Source organism: Streptomyces sp. NPDC029159, assembly GCF_055564055.1.
Map to the genome: position 1 here is coordinate 606,848 of NZ_JBVHWT010000001.1, position 17,605 is coordinate 624,452.

Here is a 17,605-nt window from a genome sequence, read left to right on the forward strand (position 1 = left end):
CCGAGACACCCCCGCCCGTGTTTCACGTGAAACGCGGCACGCCTGCCCCCGGTTTCACGTGAAACCACGCGGTCGCCCACCCGGTTTCACGTGAAACACCGCGGCCTCAGCCCTGCTGGCCGGCCCACCATTCCTTGAGCGCGGCAATCGCGTCCTCGCGCTCCATCGGACCGTTCTCCAGCCGGATCTCCAGCATCTGCTTGTACGCCTTGCCGACGGCCGGTCCCGGGGCGATGTCCAGGATCTGCATGATCTCGTTGCCGTCCAGGTCGGGCCGGATCGCATCCAGCTCCTCCTGCTCCTGCAGGCGCGCGATGCGCTCCTCCAGACCGTCGTACGCACGCGACAAGGCATTGGCCTTCCGCTTGTTACGCGTCGTGCAGTCCGAGCGGGTGAGCTTGTGCAGCCGGGTCAGCTGCGGGCCCGCGTCGCGGACGTAGCGGCGGACCGCCGAGTCCGTCCATTCGCCGGTCCCGTAACCGTGGAAGCGCAGATGCAGCTCCACCAGCCGCGAAACGTCCTTCACCAGGTCGTTCGAGTACTTCAGCGCGATCATGCGCTTCTTGGTCATCTTGGCGCCGACCACCTCGTGGTGGTGGAACGAGACCCGGCCGTCGCTCTCGAACCGGCGGGTCTTCGGCTTCCCGATGTCGTGCAGCAGCGCCGCCAGCCGCAGCACCAGGTCCGGCCCGTCCTCTTCGAGGTCGATCGCCTGCTCCAGGACCGTGAGCGTGTGCTCGTAGACGTCCTTGTGGCGGTGATGCTCGTCACGCTCCAGCCGGAGCGCGGGCAGCTCGGGCAGCACCCGCTCGGCGATCCCCGAGTCGACCAGCAGCTTGAGGCCCTTGCGCGGGTGGGGCGCCAGGATCAGCTTGTTCAGCTCGTCCCGGACGCGCTCCGCGGACACGATCTCGATCCGCCCCGCCATCGCCTTCATCGCCGCCACGACGTCGGGGTCGACCTCGAAGTCCAGCTGGGCGGCGAACCGGGCCGCACGCATCATCCGCAGCGGGTCGTCCGAGAAGGAGTCCTGCGGGGTGCCGGGCGTCCGCAGCACCCGGGCCGCCAGGTCCTCCAGGCCGCCGTGCGGGTCGATGAACTCCTTCTGCGGGAGGAAGACGGCCATCGCATTCACCGTGAAGTCACGGCGGACCAGATCTTCCTCGATGGAGTCGCCGTAGGACACCTCCGGCTTGCGCGAGGTGCGGTCGTACGCCTCCGAGCGGTAGGTCGTCACCTCGATGTCGAAGGAGCTCTTCTTGCAGCCGACCGTGCCGAACGCGATGCCGACCTCCCACACCGCGTCGGCCCACGGACGGACGATCTTCAGAACGTCCTCGGGGCGCGCATCCGTGGTGAAGTCCAGGTCGTTGCCGAGCCGGCCCAGGAGCGCATCCCGCACCGAACCACCGACCAGGGCAAGTGTGAACCCGGCCTCCTGGAATCGGCGGGCCAGGTCGTCCGCCACGGGGGAGACCCGCAGCAGCTCGCTCACGGCACGGCGCTGCACCTGGCTCAGCGCATTCGTCGACTGCGCAGACCGCTCGGACTGCGGGGCGGGGATGTCATTGTTGGCGTTCGGCACAACTGAAAAGGGTACGTGCCCGTGCCACGCCCGGTGTCCCGCCGTCGAGGGCGCCGCCGTGACCGGCCGGCCCGTGATCTTGTGGCGTGCACCATGGCACGACGCCACTGCGCACCTCGTTACCATGCGGGGACGCACATTCCGACGACCACTGACGACGACGAGGGACGGGCGAGCGCGTGGCCGATGCGGCAAGGTTCCGGTGGACTGAACGGCCGCGCGGGCGCCGGCTACGACGCTGCGCCGCGCTGTTCACCGGGGTGCCCCTGCTCATGGGCCTGGTGCAGCTCCCGCAGGCCCCGGCGGCGCACGCCGCCACCGGACCGCGCACCGTCGACGTCAGCATCGACTCGCTGACCCCGCAGGCCCCCGGCAAGGGCGACACCGTCACCGTCTCCGGCACCGTGACCAACGAGAGCCGGACCACGGTCACCGACGCCCATGTCGCCGTCCGGCGCGGTCCGGCGCTCAACGGGCGCAGCGCGCTCGACGCCGCCGCCCGGCGCACCGGGTTCTCCCCGGCCGAGGACGGCCCCGAGGTCAAGGGGCGCAGCGCCGACATCGACCCGCTCCGGCCCGGCATCAGCCGCTCCTTCTCGCTCCGCGTCCCGGTCAAGGACCTCGACCTCGGCGACGGCGGCGTGTACCAGCTCGGCGTCTCCCTCTCGGGCCGCTCGCAGGGCCAGTACGAGCAGGTGCTCGGCATGGAGCGGACCTTCCTCCCCTGGCAGGAAGGCGATGCGGGGAAGAAGACGCAGCTCACCTACATGTGGCCGCTGATCTCCTCCACCCATCTCACGGCCCAGACCGACGCCGATGCACAGCAGACGCCGGTCTTCCGTGACGACGATCTCGCCTCGGAGATCAAGCCCGGTGGCCGGCTCCAGCAGATGGTCGCGCTCGGCAAGGACCTCCCGGTGACATTCGTCATCGACCCGGACCTCCTCGCGACGGTCGACGCGATGACCAAGCCGTACCGGGTGCACGGCCCCGACGGCCCCGCGGGCAAGAACCAGGCCGTCGCCAAGCAGTGGCTGAACGACCTCACGGAGGCGGTGAAGACCCACGAGGTCGTCGCGCTCCCGTTCGCCGACCCGGACCTCGCCTCCCTCGCCCACCAGGGCAAGAACGTGCCCAGCGCGCTCGGACACCTCGGCCCGGCCACGGAGCTGGCGTCCACGACCGTCGACACGACCCTGGGGGTGAAGCCGCGCACGGACTTCGCCTGGCCCGTCGACGGCGCGATCGACTCCTCGATCGTGGACGTCGCCACCTCCGCCGGTGCCCACAACGTCATCACCCGCAGCGACAGCCTGCGCGAGTCCGACCAGCTGACCTACACGCCCACCGCGGCCCGGCCGATCGGCGGCGGCAACACCGCCGTCGTCGCGGACGCGGGGCTGTCCACCGCCTTCGAGGGGGACCTGACGCAGAGCGGCCGGGCCACCCGCGCGGTCCAGTCGTTCCTCGCCCAGACCCGGCTGATCGGCCTGCAGGACCCCGGCCGGCAGCGCAGCGTCGTCGTCGCGCCGCAGCGGATGCCGTCCACCAGCCAGGCGCAGGCCATGGCCGCGGCGCTGCGGACGCTGGAGGCCGCCGACTGGACGCAGCCGCTGGATCTCGGCGACGCCGCCAACGCCGAGCCCGACGAGTCGGCCACCCGGCACGTCCCGAGCCGCGCCGCGTACCCGTCGTCGCTGCGCCGCCAGGAGATGCCCACCGAGGCGTTCCGCCAGATCCAGGAGACCCAGACGGCGCTGGACGAGTTCCGGGTGAATCTGGACCGCCCCGAGCGCGTGGTGACGCCGTTCGGGAACGCGATCATGCGGGGCATGTCGACGCAGTGGCGCGGCAACCGCGCCGGCGCCGCCGCGTTCCGCGGCTCGGTGCGGGACTACCTCACCGAGCTGACGCGGAAGGTCCACCTGATCCAGAAGTCGAACGCCACGCTCTCCGGGCGCAGCGCGACGATCCCGGTGACGGTGCAGAACAACCTCCTCCAGGGCGTCGAGGGGATGACGCTGAAGCTGACGTCCTCGCAGCCGAACCGGCTGAGCGCGGGCGAGCCGCAGCGCATCAAGGTGGACGGCGGCCACAGCCAGTCCTTCAAGTTCGACACCACGGCGAACGCCAACGGTCCGGTCCGGGTGAACGCCCAGCTCTACACCGCGGACGGAAAGCCGTACGGTCAGCCGATGACGTTCGTCGTGAACGTCACGGAGATCACCGCGACGGTCATGCTCGTCATCGCGGGCGGTGTGCTGCTGCTGGTCCTGGCCGGTGTGCGGATCTACCTCCAGCGCAAGCGGGCGGCCGCCCGGAAGACGGGCGAGGGCCCGCAGGGCGAAGCGGGTCCGGACGGAACCGACGGGCCCGAGGGCCCGTCCGATCCGAACGACCGCGACGACCGCGACGACCGCGACGGCACGGACGCGACCGACGACACGAGCGGCGAGAACGCCGGGCAGCCGAGTGACCCCGCACCGGACTCCGGTTCGGGAAACTCGGGTCCGTCCGGCTCAGGTGAGAAAGTGGACCGTTGATATTTGGCGGGGCCGGAGGGCCGGCGACGGATGAGGTGGGGCAGCGATGAACGCGCCGTTTGACGGTGACCGCGGCCGGGGCGCCGAGGGCGACCCCGCGGGGCCGGTCCCACCGACCCCGCAGGAGCCGTACGGCCTGAACGGCCGGAGCCCCTACGCGCCGGACGGCCCCCGCCACGAGGCGCACCAGGGGCATGCCCCGGGATACCCGGGCGGCGCGGTACAGCCGCCGTCGGGCGCACCTGCCGAACCGTTCCCGCCGCGCCCCGCGGCCCCGTACGCCCCCGAGCAGCAGGGCTGGGGTGCTCCCGCGCCGACCGGTCCTGCGGGCCCGCCCGCCGCCGCGCCGTACCCCGACGCGGCCGAGACCGTGCAGTTCCCCGGGCTGGGCGACGCCTTCGGACAGGAGGCGGAGCAGCAGCCGGAGCCCGATGCGTTCGCGCATCTCTTCCGCGATCAGCAGCCGCACGAGCCTCGCCGTCCGGTGGCGGCGGAGCCCGGCCCGGCGGCCGTGGTGCCCGAGGCGGCCCCCGCTCCGGAGCCGCCGGCGCCCGAGCCGGAGCCGGTCGCGGCCGCCGGGAAGCCGTCCGGGGGCCGCGCCTCCGGTCTGCTCAAGTCCAGCGCCGTGATGGCCGCCGGCACGATGGTCTCCCGCCTCACCGGCTTCGTCCGCTCCGCGCTGATCGTCGCCGCACTCGGCGGCGCGGTGCTGGGCGACTCCTGGCAGGTGGCGTACCAGCTGCCGACGATGATCTTCATCCTGACCATCGGCGGCGGTCTGAACTCCGTCTTCGTCCCGCAGTTGGTGCGCGCGATGAAGGAGGACGACGACGGTGGCGAGGCATACGCCAACCGGCTGCTGACGCTGGTCATCGTCATCCTGGGCGCGCTCACGGTCCTGGCGGTCGTCGCGGCGCCGTTGCTCGTGAAACTCGTCTCGTTCGACATCTCACGCGATCCGGCGGCCAACGAGGTCGCCGTCGCGTTCACCCGCTACTGCGTGCCCACGATCTTCTTCATGGGGCTGCACGTCGTGATGGGGCAGATCCTCAACGCGCGCGGCCGCTTCGGCGCGATGATGTGGACCCCGGTCCTCAACAACATCGTCATGATCGCCACGTTCGGGCTGTTCATCTGGGTGTACGGCACCGCCAAGACCTCCGGCATCGGCGTCACCACCATCCCCGACGAGGGCATCCGGCTGCTGGGTATCGGCACCCTGCTCGGTCTCGTGGTGCAGGCGCTGGCGATGATCCCGTACCTGCGGGACGCCGACTTCACGTTCCGGCTGCGGTTCGACTGGCGCGGGCACGGGCTCGGCAAGGCCGCCAAGCTCGCGAAGTGGACCGTCCTGTTCGTCCTCGCCAATCAGGCGGGCGTCCTGGTCGTCACCCAGCTCTCCACCTGGGCCGGCAACACCGCGGACGGCCAGGGCCACCCCGGCACCGGCTTCATCTCGTACGCCAGCGCCCAGCTGATCTGGAACATGCCGCAGGCGATCATCACCGTCTCCGTGATGGCGGCGCTGCTGCCGCGGCTGGCCCGGTCGGCGGCGGACGGCGACACCGGCGCGGTCCGGGACGACATGTCCCAGGGCCTGCGGACCTCGGCCGTCGCCATCGTCCCGATCTCGTTCGGCTTCCTGGCGCTCGGCGTCCCGCTGTGCACGCTGGTCTACGGCTCGTCCGGCGCGGGCGTCCCGATGGGCTACATGCTGATGGCCTTCGGTATCGGTCTCATCCCGTTCTCGGTGCAGTACGTGATCCTGCGGGCCTTCTACGCCTACGAGGACACCCGGACGCCCTTCTACAACACCGTGATCGTCGCGGCGGTCAACGCCGCCGCCTCGGCCGCCTGCTTCCTGATCCTGCCCGCGCGCTGGGCGGTGATCGGCATGGCCGCCGCGTACGGCATCGCCTACATGATCGGTGTCGTGGTCGCCTGGCGCCGGCTGAGCCGGCGGATGAACGGTGACCTGGACAGCGCCCGTATCGTGCGCACATACGCCCGTCTGGCGGGCGCAAGCATTCCCGCAACCGTCATCGCCGGTGCGGCGGTGTACGGCATCATGCAGGGACTGGGCACCGGGTTCCTCGGGTCGCTGGCCGCGCTGATCGTGGGTGCGGTCGCCCTTCTGGGGGTCTTCTACGTGGCCGCGCGGAAGATGCGCATCGAGGAGATGACGGCGCTGGTCGGCATGGTCCGGGCCAAGCTGGGGCGCTGAGGCACAACCATCGACCGCCACCGCGTGTCGTGCATAGTGGCGGACTGTGGGCACAATTGTCGTGGCTCATTGAGCCTGCAACGGATGGGGAGGCAGGAACGACGGTGGCGGAACGGAGCACGGCTGCCGTCGACGTGGCCGACACGAGCGGTGACCAACCGCTGACCGCCAAGGCGGAGAAGGCCACGGACGACGGTGCGAAGCCCGACAAGGCGTCCGACGCGGAGAAGGAAGCCGTCGGCACCGATGACGCGGCCGCAGCAGCCGACGCGCAACCCTCCGAGCTGCACAGCGGCCACAAGCTCGCCAAGCGCTACCGCTTGGAGGAGTGCGTCACCCGGCTGGAGGGGTTCAGCAGCTGGCGTGCGGTCGACGAGAAGCTGCGCCGCGCCGTCGGGGTGCACATCCTGCCCGCCGACCACCCACGGGCCCGCCCGGTGCTGTCGGCGGCCCGCTCCGCGGCGCTCCTCGGCGACCCGCGCTTCGTGCAAATCCTCGACGCCGTCGAGGAGAACGACCTCGTCTACGTCGTCCACGAGTGGCTGCCCGACGCCACCGATCTGGCCACCGTGCTCGCCGCGGGCCCCCTGGAGCCGCACGACGCCTATCAGCTCGTCAGCCAGGTCTCCCAGGCGATGGCCGCCGCCCACCGCGAGGGCCTGTCGCATCTGCGGATCAACCCCGGGTCGGTGCTCCGCACGGAATCCGGGCAGTACCGCATCCGCGGCCTCGCGATCATGGCGGCGCTGCGCGGGCTCACCTGCGACGAGCCGCAGCGCTCGGACACCGAGGCGATCGGCGCGCTGCTCTACGCCGCGCTGACCCAGCGCTGGCCGTACGAGAACGACGCCTACGGCATGTCCGGTCTGCCCAAGGGCGTCGGGCTGATCGCCCCCGACCAGGTGCGGGCGGGCGTCCACCGCGGTCTGTCCGAGCTGGCCATGCGCGCGCTGGTCAACGACGGTGCCACCGCCTCCCGCCAGGAACAGCCGTGCACCACCCCGGACGAGCTGGCCAAGGCGGTGGCGGCGATGCCCCGCATCCGGCCCCCGGAGACGGCGTTCACCACCCCGCCGCCGTACCAGCGGACCCAGTACCAGCAGGGCAGCTACGGCCAGGCGGCGCGCAACCATCCGATGAGCCGCGCCACCCAGCCCGTGCCCACGCCGCCGCCTCCGCTGCAGAGCCGCACCGGCAAGGCGCTGAAGTGGTGTGTCTCCGCGCTGCTGATCGCCGCGCTGGGTCTGGGCAGCTGGCAGTTGGCGGACACCCTGCTCAAGCAGGAGAACGACACCTCCGGCAGCGGGACCCCGCAGACCAACGCGCACCACGACACCAAGCCGAACGGCAAGCCGCTCAAGATCGAGAGCGCCGCCGAGTACTACCCGGACGGGCGCCCGCAACATCCCGATCAGGTGCGCTACACCTACGACAAGGACTCCAGCACCTACTGGCGGAGCATGAGCTACCGCGACGGCCCCGACATGAACCCGCACTTCAAGCAGGGTGTCGGCATCGTCTACGACCTCGGCTCGGAGCAGCGGGTCGGAGGCGCGTCGATAGATCTGCACTACGCGGGCCAGCACACCAAGGTCACGCTCTACGCGGCGCCGTCCCTGTCACCCTCCACTCCGCTCAGCTCCATGAAGCGCATCGGCGGTGCGGACACCTCGGAGACCGTCGCGAAGGTCCGCCTCGACTCCCCGGCAAAGGCGCGCTACGTCCTGGTCTGGATGACGGCGATGCCCTACGCACCGAGCGACGACTTCAGCAGCGCGGGCTACAAGCAGGCCATCCGGGAGATCTCCTTCACCGGCTGAGCACGGCTCTCAGGACATCCCGCAGGCATCGCAGGGGCCCGGTCGATCCATCGACCGGGCCCCTGCACTCTCCGCTTCCACCGGACGGATCGACCGGTACCGCCGGTTCTCCCCCGCGTTCCGGAACAGGCCCGGTTTTCCCCGTGCACGAACACCGCATTTCTCCCCCTTTACCGCAGGCCACCGCAGCACGGGCCCGTTTCCGCTGGTCAGTGGCCTTCTTGTGAGGCCGTGCACCCGCCGTTTCATTTACTTTCGCCAGGCGGCGGGATTCAATGGGGCGGGGGGAAAGAGCACCTGTGGGAGGGCCGTGCGCGCCGAAGATGACGAAGCGACCACGTCGAGCGACGCCGAGCTTCTTGCGCTGCACGTCAAAGGTGATCCCGATGCCTTCGGGGAGCTCGTCCGACGCCACCGCGACCGGCTCTGGGCCGTCGCGATCCGTACCCTCGGCGACCGCGAAGAGGCCGCCGATGCCGTGCAGGACGCACTGGTCTCCGCCTATCGGGCCGCCCATACCTTCCGCGGCCAGTCGGCCGTCACCACCTGGCTGCACCGCATCACGGTGAACGCCTGCCTGGACCGGGCCCGCAAGGCGGCCTCCCGGCGGACGTCGCCCGTCGCCGAGACCGACCAGCTGGACCAGCTCCTGGAGCCGCAGGAGTCGGCCGCGGTACCGGCGGAGCGCCAGGACCTCCACCGCGAGCTGCTCGGCGCGCTGCGTACGCTTCCGGAGGAACAACGCGCCGCGCTCGTCCTCGTCGACATGCAGGGCTACCCGGTCGCGGAGGCGGCGACCGTCCTCGATGTGCCCACAGGCACGGTGAAGAGCCGCTGCGCACGCGGTCGGGCCCGTCTGCTGCCGCTGGTCCGGCATCTCAGGGCCGACGACGGAAGCGGAACGGCAGGAGCGGCAAGGAACCAGGAGCCGGGGGGATCCGTCCCACCGACACCAGGACCGAACGACACAGGTGCCGTGAAGGGCGGAGGTGGGCGAGCGTGACGTCGACAACCGGCACGGATGAGCACCCGGAGGTCGCGGAGATCTCGGACCTGACGGAGGGCCTGCTGTCTCCGGCCCGTACCACCGAGGTCCGCGCCCACCTCGCGTCGTGCGCACTCTGCGAGGACGTCTTCGCCTCCCTGGAGGAGATCCGGGACGTGCTCGGTACGCTTCCCGGCCCGGTGTCCATGCCCGCCGAGGTCGCCGGGCGCATCGACGCCGCTCTCGCGGCCGAGGCGCTGCTGAACGCCGCGCCTGAGCCCTCGGTTTCACGTGAAACACCCGACGAGCCGGCCACGGATCCCACTGCCGGCGCTGTTCCCGAGCCCCGTGAAAGTCCTGACCCGGTCGGCCCTGTTTCACGTGAAACAGCCGTGGACACCGCCGATGTTTCACGTGAAACCGAGGCCGCGCCACCGCCCCCGGGCGCCGATCGGCCGGCCGGGCGTCCCCGCGGCGCCACCGGCCCCGGGCGGCGCACCCCGGGCAGCCGCGCACCCCGGTCCCGTCGCTGGCCCCGTGTCCTGCTGGGCACGGCCGCGGCCGCCGCCCTGATCGGGGTGGGCGGAATCGTCGTACAGAGCTCCTCGAACGGGACCGGCGACGACGGCGGGCCGGAGCGGCAGACCACTGCGGCGAACAAGGGCACCGCCACGCCCGGGGAACTGTCCTCCGCGACGCTCGCCACTCAGGTCCACAAGCTCCTCGCCACCAAGGGCGCGCAGAAGGCCCCGGAGATCGGTACCCGCAGCGAACCGGAGACCCCGATGCGCGGCGGGGACGCCACCGTGCCGTCCTGCGTCAGCAGGGGCATCGGCCGCCCCGAGGCCCCGCTCGCCGCCCGGCAGGACACCTACCAGGGCAAGAACGTCTATCTTGTCGTCCTCTCGATGCCCGCCGACTCGAAGCGCGTCACCGCCTATGTGGTCGACGCCTCCTGCATCTCCGCCACGCCGCCGGCGCCCGGGGACGTGCTTCTGAGCCGCTCCTACCCCCGGGACTGATCGGCCACTGTGCGCTGCGGCACGCCGGGAATGCTCGGCCCGTAGGATCCGTTGGGTGGGGTGAGAGTTCCCAGAGCCCCAGCAAGCAGTCGGCAGAGACAAGGAAGACACCCGTGAGCGACGTCCGCAACGTGATCATCATCGGCTCCGGGCCCGCGGGATACACCGCTGCGCTCTACACCGCCCGTGCTTCCCTGAAGCCGTTGGTGTTCGAAGGTGCCGTCACCGCCGGCGGTGCGCTGATGAACACCACCGACGTGGAGAACTTCCCCGGTTTCCGGGACGGCATCATGGGTCCCGACCTCATGGACAACATGCGGGCCCAGGCCGAGCGTTTCGGCGCCGAGTTGGTGCCGGACGACATCGTCGCCGTCGATCTCTCCGGGGAGATCAAGACCGTGACCGACACCGCCGGCACCGTGCACCGTGCGAAGGCCGTCATCGTCACGACCGGCTCGCAGCACCGCAAGCTCGGTCTGCCCCGTGAGGACGAGCTCTCCGGCCGCGGCGTTTCGTGGTGCGCCACCTGCGACGGGTTCTTCTTCAAGGACCAGGACATCGCCGTGATCGGCGGCGGCGACACCGCGATGGAGGAGGCCACCTTCCTCTCCCGGTTCGCCAAGTCCGTGACGATCGTGCACCGCCGCGACACCCTGCGGGCGAGCAAGGCGATGCAGGAGCGCGCCTTCGCCGACCCGAAGATCAAGTTCGTGTGGGACAGCGAGGTCGCCGAGATCCAGGGCGAGAACAAGCTCTCCGGCCTGGCCCTGCGCAACCTCAAGACCGGCGAGACCTCCGAGCTTCCGGTCACCGGCCTGTTCATCGCGATCGGCCACGACCCCCGCACAGAACTGTTCAAGGAGCAGCTGAAGCTCGACGACGAGGGCTACCTCAAGGTCGACGCGCCCAGCACCCGCACCAACCTGCAGGGCGTCTTCGCCGCCGGCGACGTGGTGGACCACACCTACCGCCAGGCGATCACCGCCGCCGGCACCGGCTGCTCCGCCGCACTCGACGCCGAGCGTTTCCTCGCGGCGCTCTCCGACGGCGACGCCACCCCCGAGCCCGAGAAGACCGCGGCCGTCTGAGCCCGCGGTTCCCCGCTTTCCACCACCCCTGAAGCAAAAGGAGACTGCCATGGCCGGCGCCACGGTTACCGTTACGGACGCCAACTTCGAAGAGGTCGTCCTCAAGAGCGACAAGCCCGTTCTCGTCGACTTCTGGGCCACCTGGTGCGGCCCGTGCCGTCAGATTGCCCCGTCGCTGGAGGCCATCGCCGCCGAGCACGACGAGATCGTCATCGCCAAGCTGAACACCGACGAGAACCCGGCCACCACCGCCAAGTACGGCGTCATGTCGATCCCGACCATGAACGTCTACCGGGACGGCGAGGTTGTGAAGACCATCGTCGGCGCCAAGCCCAAGGCCGCCATCGAGCGCGATCTGTCGGACTACCTCGCCTGAGCGAGACGCCCCGATGTTTCACGGGAAACGGGCCTGCCCCTGCGGGGGCGGGCCCGTTTCTCATGCCGTCGCTCACAGCGGCCGTAGCGCGGGCTCCTTCTGCACCGCCCCCAACAGCCGGTCGAGCGCCAGCTCCACATCTTCCTTCCACGACAGTGTCGACCTCAGCTCCAACCGCAGCCGCGGGTACCGGGAGTGCGGTCGTACGGTCTTGAAGCCGACGGCCAGGAGATGGTCGGCGGGCAGTACACACGCCGATTCGGACCACTGGGCGTCACCGAAAGCCTCGATGGCTTTGACGCCCCGCCGGATCAGATCCTTCGCCACGGTCTGCACCATCACCCGGCCCAGCCCCTGACGCTGGAAACCGGGAAGCAACCGGGCCGTCAGCAGCTGTACCGCGTCAGCGGAGACCGGGCTCGTGGGGAACGCCATCGCGCGCGGTACGTACGCGGGCGGCGCGTAGAGGACGAAGCCGGCCGGTACGTCGTCCACGTAGACCACTCGCCCGCAGGACCCCCAGTCCAACAGGACGCCGGAGAGCCAGGCTTCCTTCTCCGGACCGGCACGGCCCGCCGCCACCGCGGCGTCCCCGCTGACAGGGTCCAGCTCCCAGAACACACAGGAGCGACAGGGCTTGGGGATGTCCGACAGGTTGTCCAGGGTGAGCGGTACGAGCCGACGGCCCATGGCGCCAGAACCTCACTTCTCTCGCCCGCCGCACGCGGCCGCCCTCCGCACCGTCGGCACCCGGCGAACCGCGGTGCCTCCTCCGGCAGCCGAGCCGGGCCGACGGCGAGCGGTTCCGTGCGGCTCACCGATCGCATGGCCATTCACCGATGTGAGAGCACAGGGTGTGTGAGCCACTCCGCCCGCATCGTATCCAGCCTTCCGTGACGGGAGTACCGCGAGAACGCAAAGGGCGGGCCGTGTCCCGGCATCCCTCCGGTACACGGCCCGCCTTTTCCCCAGCGGTCAGCTCACTTCTTGCCGTCGTTCTCCTGGGGCGCGCCGAGCACGGGGCCTTCGCCCGGGGCGAGGGTGCCCAGGATGCGCTCCAGATCGTCCATGGAGGCGAACTCCACGACGATCTTCCCCTTCTTCTGGCCGAGGTCGACCTTCACCCGGGTCTCGAAACGGTCCGACAGCCGGGAGGCAAGGCCGGTGAGCGCGGGGGAGACGCGGGCACCGGCCCGGGGCCCCTTCGCCTTCGTCTTGGCAGCCGGTTCCGACCCCTGGAGCGCCACGATCTCCTCGGTGGCACGGACCGACAGCCCCTCCGCGACGATCCGCCGGGCAAGCTCGTCCTGCACCTCGGGGTCGTCGACCGAGAGCAGCGCGCGGGCGTGCCCCGCGGAGAGCACCCCCGCCGCGACCCGTCGCTGCACGGACGGGGAGAGCTTGAGAAGGCGCAGCGTGTTGGTGACCTGCGGGCGGGAGCGCCCGATCCGGTCCGCCAGCTGGTCATGCGTGCAGGCGAAGTCCTTCAGCAGCTGGTCGTAGGCCGCGGCCTCTTCCAGCGGGTTGAGCTGTGCCCGGTGGAGGTTCTCCAGGAGCGCGTCGAGCAGCAGCTTCTCGTCGTCCGTGGCCCGGACGATGGCGGGGATCTTCGCCAGCCCCGCCTCGCGGCACGCCCGCCACCGGCGCTCACCCATGATGAGCTCATACCGGCCGGGCGACGCCTGCCGCACCACGACCGGCTGCAGCAGCCCCACCTCGCGGATGGAGGTGACCAGCTCCGCCAGCGCGTCCTCGTCGAACACCTCACGCGGCTGGCGGGGGTTCGGCGTGATCGCATCCAGCTCCAGCTCGGCGAAGTGCGCACCCGCGACCTCCGCGCCCGCCGCCGGACCACCCGTGGACGGCTCGGATGTTTCACGTGAAACAGGGGCCGTCGGCAGTGAGGCCACCTTGGCTGCCGCCACTCCCCGTTCCGGCGCCAGCACCGGAACCGCCGACGGTGACGTCGCGCCGCGACCCACCGCCGGACCACCCTGCTCGGCGCTCTGCGGCGCTGCGGGAATCAGCGCACCGAGCCCACGGCCCAGTCCCCTACGTCGTTCGCTCACTGCGTCCCCTCCGGCGTACCGTGCTGCGGTTCATAATTCACACTCAGTTCCTGTGCCGCGGTACCACCCGCGCCGCGCAGGGCAATCTCTCTGGCCGCCTCCAGATAGGAGAGCGAGCCGCTGGATCCCGGGGCGTAGGTGAGCACCGTCTGGCCGTAGCTGGGCGCTTCGGAGATACGCACCGATCGCGGGATGCTGGTGCGGAGCACTTCTTTCCCGAAGTGGCTGCGCACCTCCTCGGCGACCTGGGAGGCGAGCCGCGTACGGCCGTCGTACATCGTGAGCAGGATGGTCGAGACATGGAGCTTGGGGTTGAGATGACCCCGCACCAACTCGACGTTGCGCAGCAGCTGCCCCAGGCCCTCCAGCGCGTAGTACTCGCACTGGATCGGGATCAGTACCTCGGCGCCGGCCACCAGCGCGTTCACGGTGAGCAGGCCGAGTGAGGGCGGACAGTCGATGAGGACGTAGTCCAGCGGCTGTTCGTACGCCTGGATCGCGCGGAGCAACCGGCTCTCCCGCGCCACGAGGGAGACCAGCTCGATCTCGGCACCGGCCAGATCGATGGTCGCCGGCGCACAGAACAGGCCCTCGACGTCGGGCACCGGCTGCACCACGTCCGACAGCGGCTTGCTGTCCACCAGGACGTCGTAGATGGACGGCACCTCGGCATGGTGGTCGATCCCGAGCGCGGTGGAGGCGTTGCCCTGCGGGTCGAGGTCGACGACCAGGACGCGCGCTCCGTGCAGCGCCAGCGATGCGGCCAGATTCACGGTCGTGGTGGTCTTGCCCACGCCGCCCTTCTGGTTGGCGACCACCATGACGCGTGTCTGCTCCGGGCGGGGCAGTGCCTCGCCCGAGCGGCCGACTGCCTGCACCGCCAGCTGAGCTGCACGACCGATCGGGGTGTCGTCCATCGGGGACGGCGTTTCACGTGAAACGTCCTCCCCGAGCGACTCGCTGCGGGGACCGGGGACCGGATCGGTCATCGGTCCCGCGATATTGGCGTCGGACCGCAAGGATTCACTCTCCTCGACATCAGGCTCACAGTCCTCTGAGCCTGCCATGCTTTCGGTACCACGAACCAGTGAGGTCCGCTCTCCTGTGGATGAACCCACGTCTGTGGACACTTCGGTGCCCCGTGTGGGTTTTCGGTCCCGCGCCTCGGCTGAGGCTTGACCACGCACGAAAATCCCTTGCAGCAGAGAACGACGTTTCACGTGAAACACGATGCCAGCGCCACGCCCGATTGGGACGCGACACTCCGCCTTGCCTCATTTGCCTGGACCACGAGGTGGGCGCCCCTCAACGATCGAGGATGCGCCCACCGGTGCAAAATGACGGCTCCGCCGCGGTCGGGTCAGCGGCGGCGCCCCCGCGACGCACGGCTGGGCCGGGCCGCCTTGGCACGCTTCGCGGCGAACCGCACACCGCCGGGGCTCTCCCCGACCTCGACCCGGACCACGGTCGACAGCGGATCCACCACGCCTTCGCCGACGTGCACCACCGAGGTCTCCACCACGCCCAGCTTGCTCAGGGCGGCCCGGGCGCTCTTCAGCTCCTCCTCCGCGGTGTCTCCCTTGAGCGCCAGCATCTGACCGTACGGACGCAGCAGGGGCACGCCCCAGCCCGCCAGCCGGTCCAGCGGCGCCACCGCACGCGCGGTCACCACGTGGACCTGCGGCAGCTTGCCCATGACCTCTTCGGCCCGCCCACGCACGACCGTCACATGGTCCAGGCCCAGCAGCTCGACGACCTCCTGGAGGAAGTTGGTCCGCCGCAGCAGCGGCTCCAGCAGGGTGATCTTGAGGTCCGGCCGGACCAGGGCCAGCGGGATGCCGGGCAGGCCCGCGCCCGAGCCGACGTCGCAGACCGAGACGCCCTCGGGGACGACCTCGGAGAGCACCGCACAGTTCAGCAGGTGCCGCTCCCACAGCCGCGGCACCTCTCGGGGGCCGATCAGGCCCCGGGTCACACCGGCGTCGGCGAGCAGTTCGCCGTACCGCACGGCCTCCGCAAAGCGCTCACCGAATACCTCCCGCGCCTCTTTCGGCGCGGGAGGGAGCTCCGCTGCTTCCTCCGTCACGGGAACCGCCCTTCCTCTGGACTGCTGCTGGTGCTGCCGGAACCGGGATTTCCCCCGGGATAACACAGAAGGCTGACAAGATTTGGCCCCGCCTGGCGTGCAGACGGGGCCAACGACACGGAGTGGGGAGAGTCAGGCCGGAAGGACGACCACGCGTCGCTGCGGCTCCTCGCCCTCGGACTCGCTGCGCAGCCCCGCCGCCGCCACGGCGTCGTGGACGACCTTGCGCTCGAACGGCGTCATCGGGTCCAGCTTCACCGGCTGACCGGTCTCCTTCGCCTCCTCCGCCGCCTTGGCGCCCAGCTCGGCCAGCTCCTCGCGCTTCCGCGCCCGGAATCCGCCGATGTCGAGCATCAGACGGCTGCGGTCACCGGTCTCCCGGTGCACGGCGAGGCGGGTCAGCTCCTGGAGCGCCTCCAGCACCTCGCCGTCGCGGCCCACCAGCTTCTGCAGATCGCGGCTGGTCGAGTCGCTGATGATCGACACGGCGGCGCGGTCGGCCTCGACGTCCATGTCGATGTCGCCGTCGAGGTCGGCGATGTCCAGCAGACCCTCGAGGTAGTCGGCCGCGATCTCGCCTTCCTGCTCCAGGCGGGTCAGGGTGTCGGTGCCCTTGGCGGCAGGGGTCGTGTCCGTCACGAAAGGACTCCTCTTACTTCTTGGACGGGTGCTTGGGGCGCTGCTGGCCCTTGCGCTGTCCGGACTTGGTGGTACGGGATCCGGAGGAGCTGCCCTTCTCGGCAGTGCCGCCCTTCCCCTTGCCGCTCTCGGTGGACGTGCTGCCCTGCGGGGACTGCTTCTCCTCGTCGCTCTCCGCACCGGACTGCGAGCTGGCCCGGGTGCGGGCGCCGGCGGGACGCGCGGCGGCAGGACCGGCGGGCGCCTGACGCTTGGACTTCGGCTGACGCTTGGGCTGCTGGCGGTTCTGGCGCGCCTCCTCGGCGGCCTTCTTCGCCTCGACCTCGGCCGGGTCCTCGACGATCTTGCCCTTGGCCCGCAGCCGCTCCTGACGCTCCTGGAACGCCTTGCTGCCGGGGGTGGGGTTCCGGCGGATGACGAACATCTGCTGGCCCATGGTCCACACGTTGGTGGTCAGCCAGTAGACGAGGACACCGACGGGGAAGTTGATACCGAAGACGGCGAACATGATCGGGAAGACGTACATCAGCATCTTCTGCTGCTGCATGAACGGCGTCTTCACCGTCAGGTCGACGTTCTTCGTCATCAGCTGGCGCTGCGTGTAGAACTGCGACGCCGACATCAGGACGATCATGATGACGGTGACGACGCGGACGTCCGTCAGGGAGGCGCCGAGCGCCTCGACCTTCTGCGCGGAGTCCATGAACTTCACGGACAGCGGGGCACCGAAGATGTGCGCCTGCTGGGCGCTCTCCAGCAGCGGCCGGTCGATGACGCCGACGACCTTGTTCTGCGCGATGTGGTTCAGAACCTGGTACAGCGAGATGAAGAACGGCGACTGGGCCAGAATCGGGAGACAGCTCGAGAGCGGGTTGGTGCCCGACTCCTTGTAGAGCTTCATCATCTCTTCGGACTGGCGCTGCTTGTCGCTCTTGTAACGCTCCTGGATCGCCTTCATCTTCGGCTGGAGCACCTGCATGTTCCGCGTCGCCTTGATCTGCTTCACGAAGAGCGGGATCAGGCAGATACGGATCAGTACCACCAGCGAGACGATGGACAGACCCCACGCCGCGCCACTGTTCTTGTCGAAGATCAGGCTGTAGAACGAGTGGAACTGGACGATGATCCAGGAAACGGCGTAATAGAGGGGATTCAGGATCGTGTCCAC

Annotated in this window: 14 protein-coding genes; 7 read left to right on the top strand and 7 right to left on the bottom strand. The window is 70.1% G+C overall.

Annotated features, from left to right (window positions below; genetic code table 11):
* Positions 1-106: 106 nt before the first annotated feature.
* Positions 107-1,585: a CCA tRNA nucleotidyltransferase gene (locus tag ACZ4U4_RS02745; RefSeq protein ID WP_467868550.1), complete on the bottom strand. Its 1,479-nt coding sequence runs from the start codon at positions 1,583-1,585 to the stop codon at positions 107-109.
* Positions 1,586-1,857: 272 nt separating this feature from the next.
* Between ACZ4U4_RS02745 and ACZ4U4_RS02750 the strand changes: the two genes are divergently transcribed.
* The 7 genes from ACZ4U4_RS02750 to trxA all read left to right on the top strand — a co-directional run bounded on the left by ACZ4U4_RS02750 (position 1,858) and on the right by trxA (position 11,643).
* The gene (locus ACZ4U4_RS02750; RefSeq protein WP_467868552.1) at positions 1,858-4,128 is read left to right on the top strand and encodes a DUF6049 family protein; all 2,271 of its coding nucleotides are present in this window, start codon (positions 1,858-1,860) and stop codon (positions 4,126-4,128) included.
* Positions 4,129-4,174: 46 nt separating this feature from the next.
* Entirely contained in the window at positions 4,175-6,352 is a 2,178-nt protein-coding gene (gene murJ / locus ACZ4U4_RS02755) for a murein biosynthesis integral membrane protein MurJ (protein ID WP_467868554.1), read from the top strand.
* 104 nt (positions 6,353-6,456) lie between these two features.
* A complete protein-coding gene (locus ACZ4U4_RS02760) occupies positions 6,457-8,172 on the top strand; it encodes a protein kinase family protein (RefSeq protein ID WP_467868556.1) in 1,716 nt (571 codons plus the stop codon).
* Between the two features lie 310 nt (positions 8,173-8,482).
* Positions 8,483-9,175: an RNA polymerase sigma factor SigM gene (sigM, locus tag ACZ4U4_RS02765; protein ID WP_467868558.1), complete on the top strand. Its 693-nt coding sequence runs from the start codon at positions 8,483-8,485 to the stop codon at positions 9,173-9,175.
* Positions 9,172-10,179, top strand: coding sequence for an anti-sigma factor family protein (locus ACZ4U4_RS02770; RefSeq protein WP_467868560.1), 1,008 nt, complete (start codon positions 9,172-9,174; stop codon positions 10,177-10,179). The genes sigM and ACZ4U4_RS02770 overlap by 4 nt, the downstream gene beginning before the upstream one ends.
* Before the next feature lie 113 nt (positions 10,180-10,292).
* Complete coding sequence (gene trxB, locus ACZ4U4_RS02775) at positions 10,293-11,267, top strand: thioredoxin-disulfide reductase (RefSeq protein ID WP_467868562.1); 975 nt, start codon at positions 10,293-10,295, stop codon at positions 11,265-11,267.
* A 49-nt stretch (positions 11,268-11,316) separates the two neighbouring features.
* Entirely contained in the window at positions 11,317-11,643 is a 327-nt protein-coding gene (trxA, locus tag ACZ4U4_RS02780; protein WP_467868564.1) for a thioredoxin, read from the top strand.
* Between the two features lie 72 nt (positions 11,644-11,715).
* On the opposite strand, the gene ACZ4U4_RS02785 is transcribed toward trxA, so the two are convergent.
* From ACZ4U4_RS02785 to yidC, 6 genes are all read right to left on the bottom strand, one after another.
* Entirely contained in the window at positions 11,716-12,333 is a 618-nt protein-coding gene (locus ACZ4U4_RS02785; protein ID WP_467868566.1) for a GNAT family N-acetyltransferase, read from the bottom strand.
* A 290-nt stretch (positions 12,334-12,623) separates the two neighbouring features.
* Positions 12,624-13,712: a ParB/RepB/Spo0J family partition protein gene (locus ACZ4U4_RS02790; protein WP_467868568.1), complete on the bottom strand. Its 1,089-nt coding sequence runs from the start codon at positions 13,710-13,712 to the stop codon at positions 12,624-12,626.
* Positions 13,709-14,779, bottom strand: coding sequence for a ParA family protein (locus ACZ4U4_RS02795; protein WP_467868570.1), 1,071 nt, complete (start codon positions 14,777-14,779; stop codon positions 13,709-13,711). The genes ACZ4U4_RS02790 and ACZ4U4_RS02795 overlap by 4 nt, the downstream gene beginning before the upstream one ends.
* A 293-nt stretch (positions 14,780-15,072) precedes the next feature.
* Positions 15,073-15,798, bottom strand: a complete 726-nt coding sequence (rsmG, locus tag ACZ4U4_RS02800; RefSeq protein ID WP_467868572.1) for a 16S rRNA (guanine(527)-N(7))-methyltransferase RsmG — start codon at positions 15,796-15,798, stop codon at positions 15,073-15,075.
* 132 nt (positions 15,799-15,930) lie between these two features.
* The gene (locus tag ACZ4U4_RS02805) at positions 15,931-16,437 is read right to left on the bottom strand and encodes a Jag family protein (protein WP_467868574.1); all 507 of its coding nucleotides are present in this window, start codon (positions 16,435-16,437) and stop codon (positions 15,931-15,933) included.
* A 13-nt stretch (positions 16,438-16,450) separates the two neighbouring features.
* A complete protein-coding gene (gene yidC / locus ACZ4U4_RS02810) occupies positions 16,451-17,605 on the bottom strand; it encodes a membrane protein insertase YidC (RefSeq protein ID WP_467868576.1) in 1,155 nt (384 codons plus the stop codon).

Coding starts and splice junctions, on each gene's coding strand:
- ACZ4U4_RS02750 (WP_467868552.1), top strand. CDS start 1,858: ATGGGCCTGGTGCAGCTCCCGCAGGCCCCGGCGGCGCACGCCGCCACC.
- murJ (WP_467868554.1), top strand. CDS start 4,175: ATGAACGCGCCGTTTGACGGTGACCGCGGCCGGGGCGCCGAGGGCGAC.
- trxA (WP_467868564.1), top strand. CDS start 11,317: ATGGCCGGCGCCACGGTTACCGTTACGGACGCCAACTTCGAAGAGGTC.
- ACZ4U4_RS02785 (WP_467868566.1), bottom strand. CDS start 12,333: ATGGGCCGTCGGCTCGTACCGCTCACCCTGGACAACCTGTCGGACATC.
- ACZ4U4_RS02795 (WP_467868570.1), bottom strand. CDS start 14,779: ATGGCAGGCTCAGAGGACTGTGAGCCTGATGTCGAGGAGAGTGAATCC.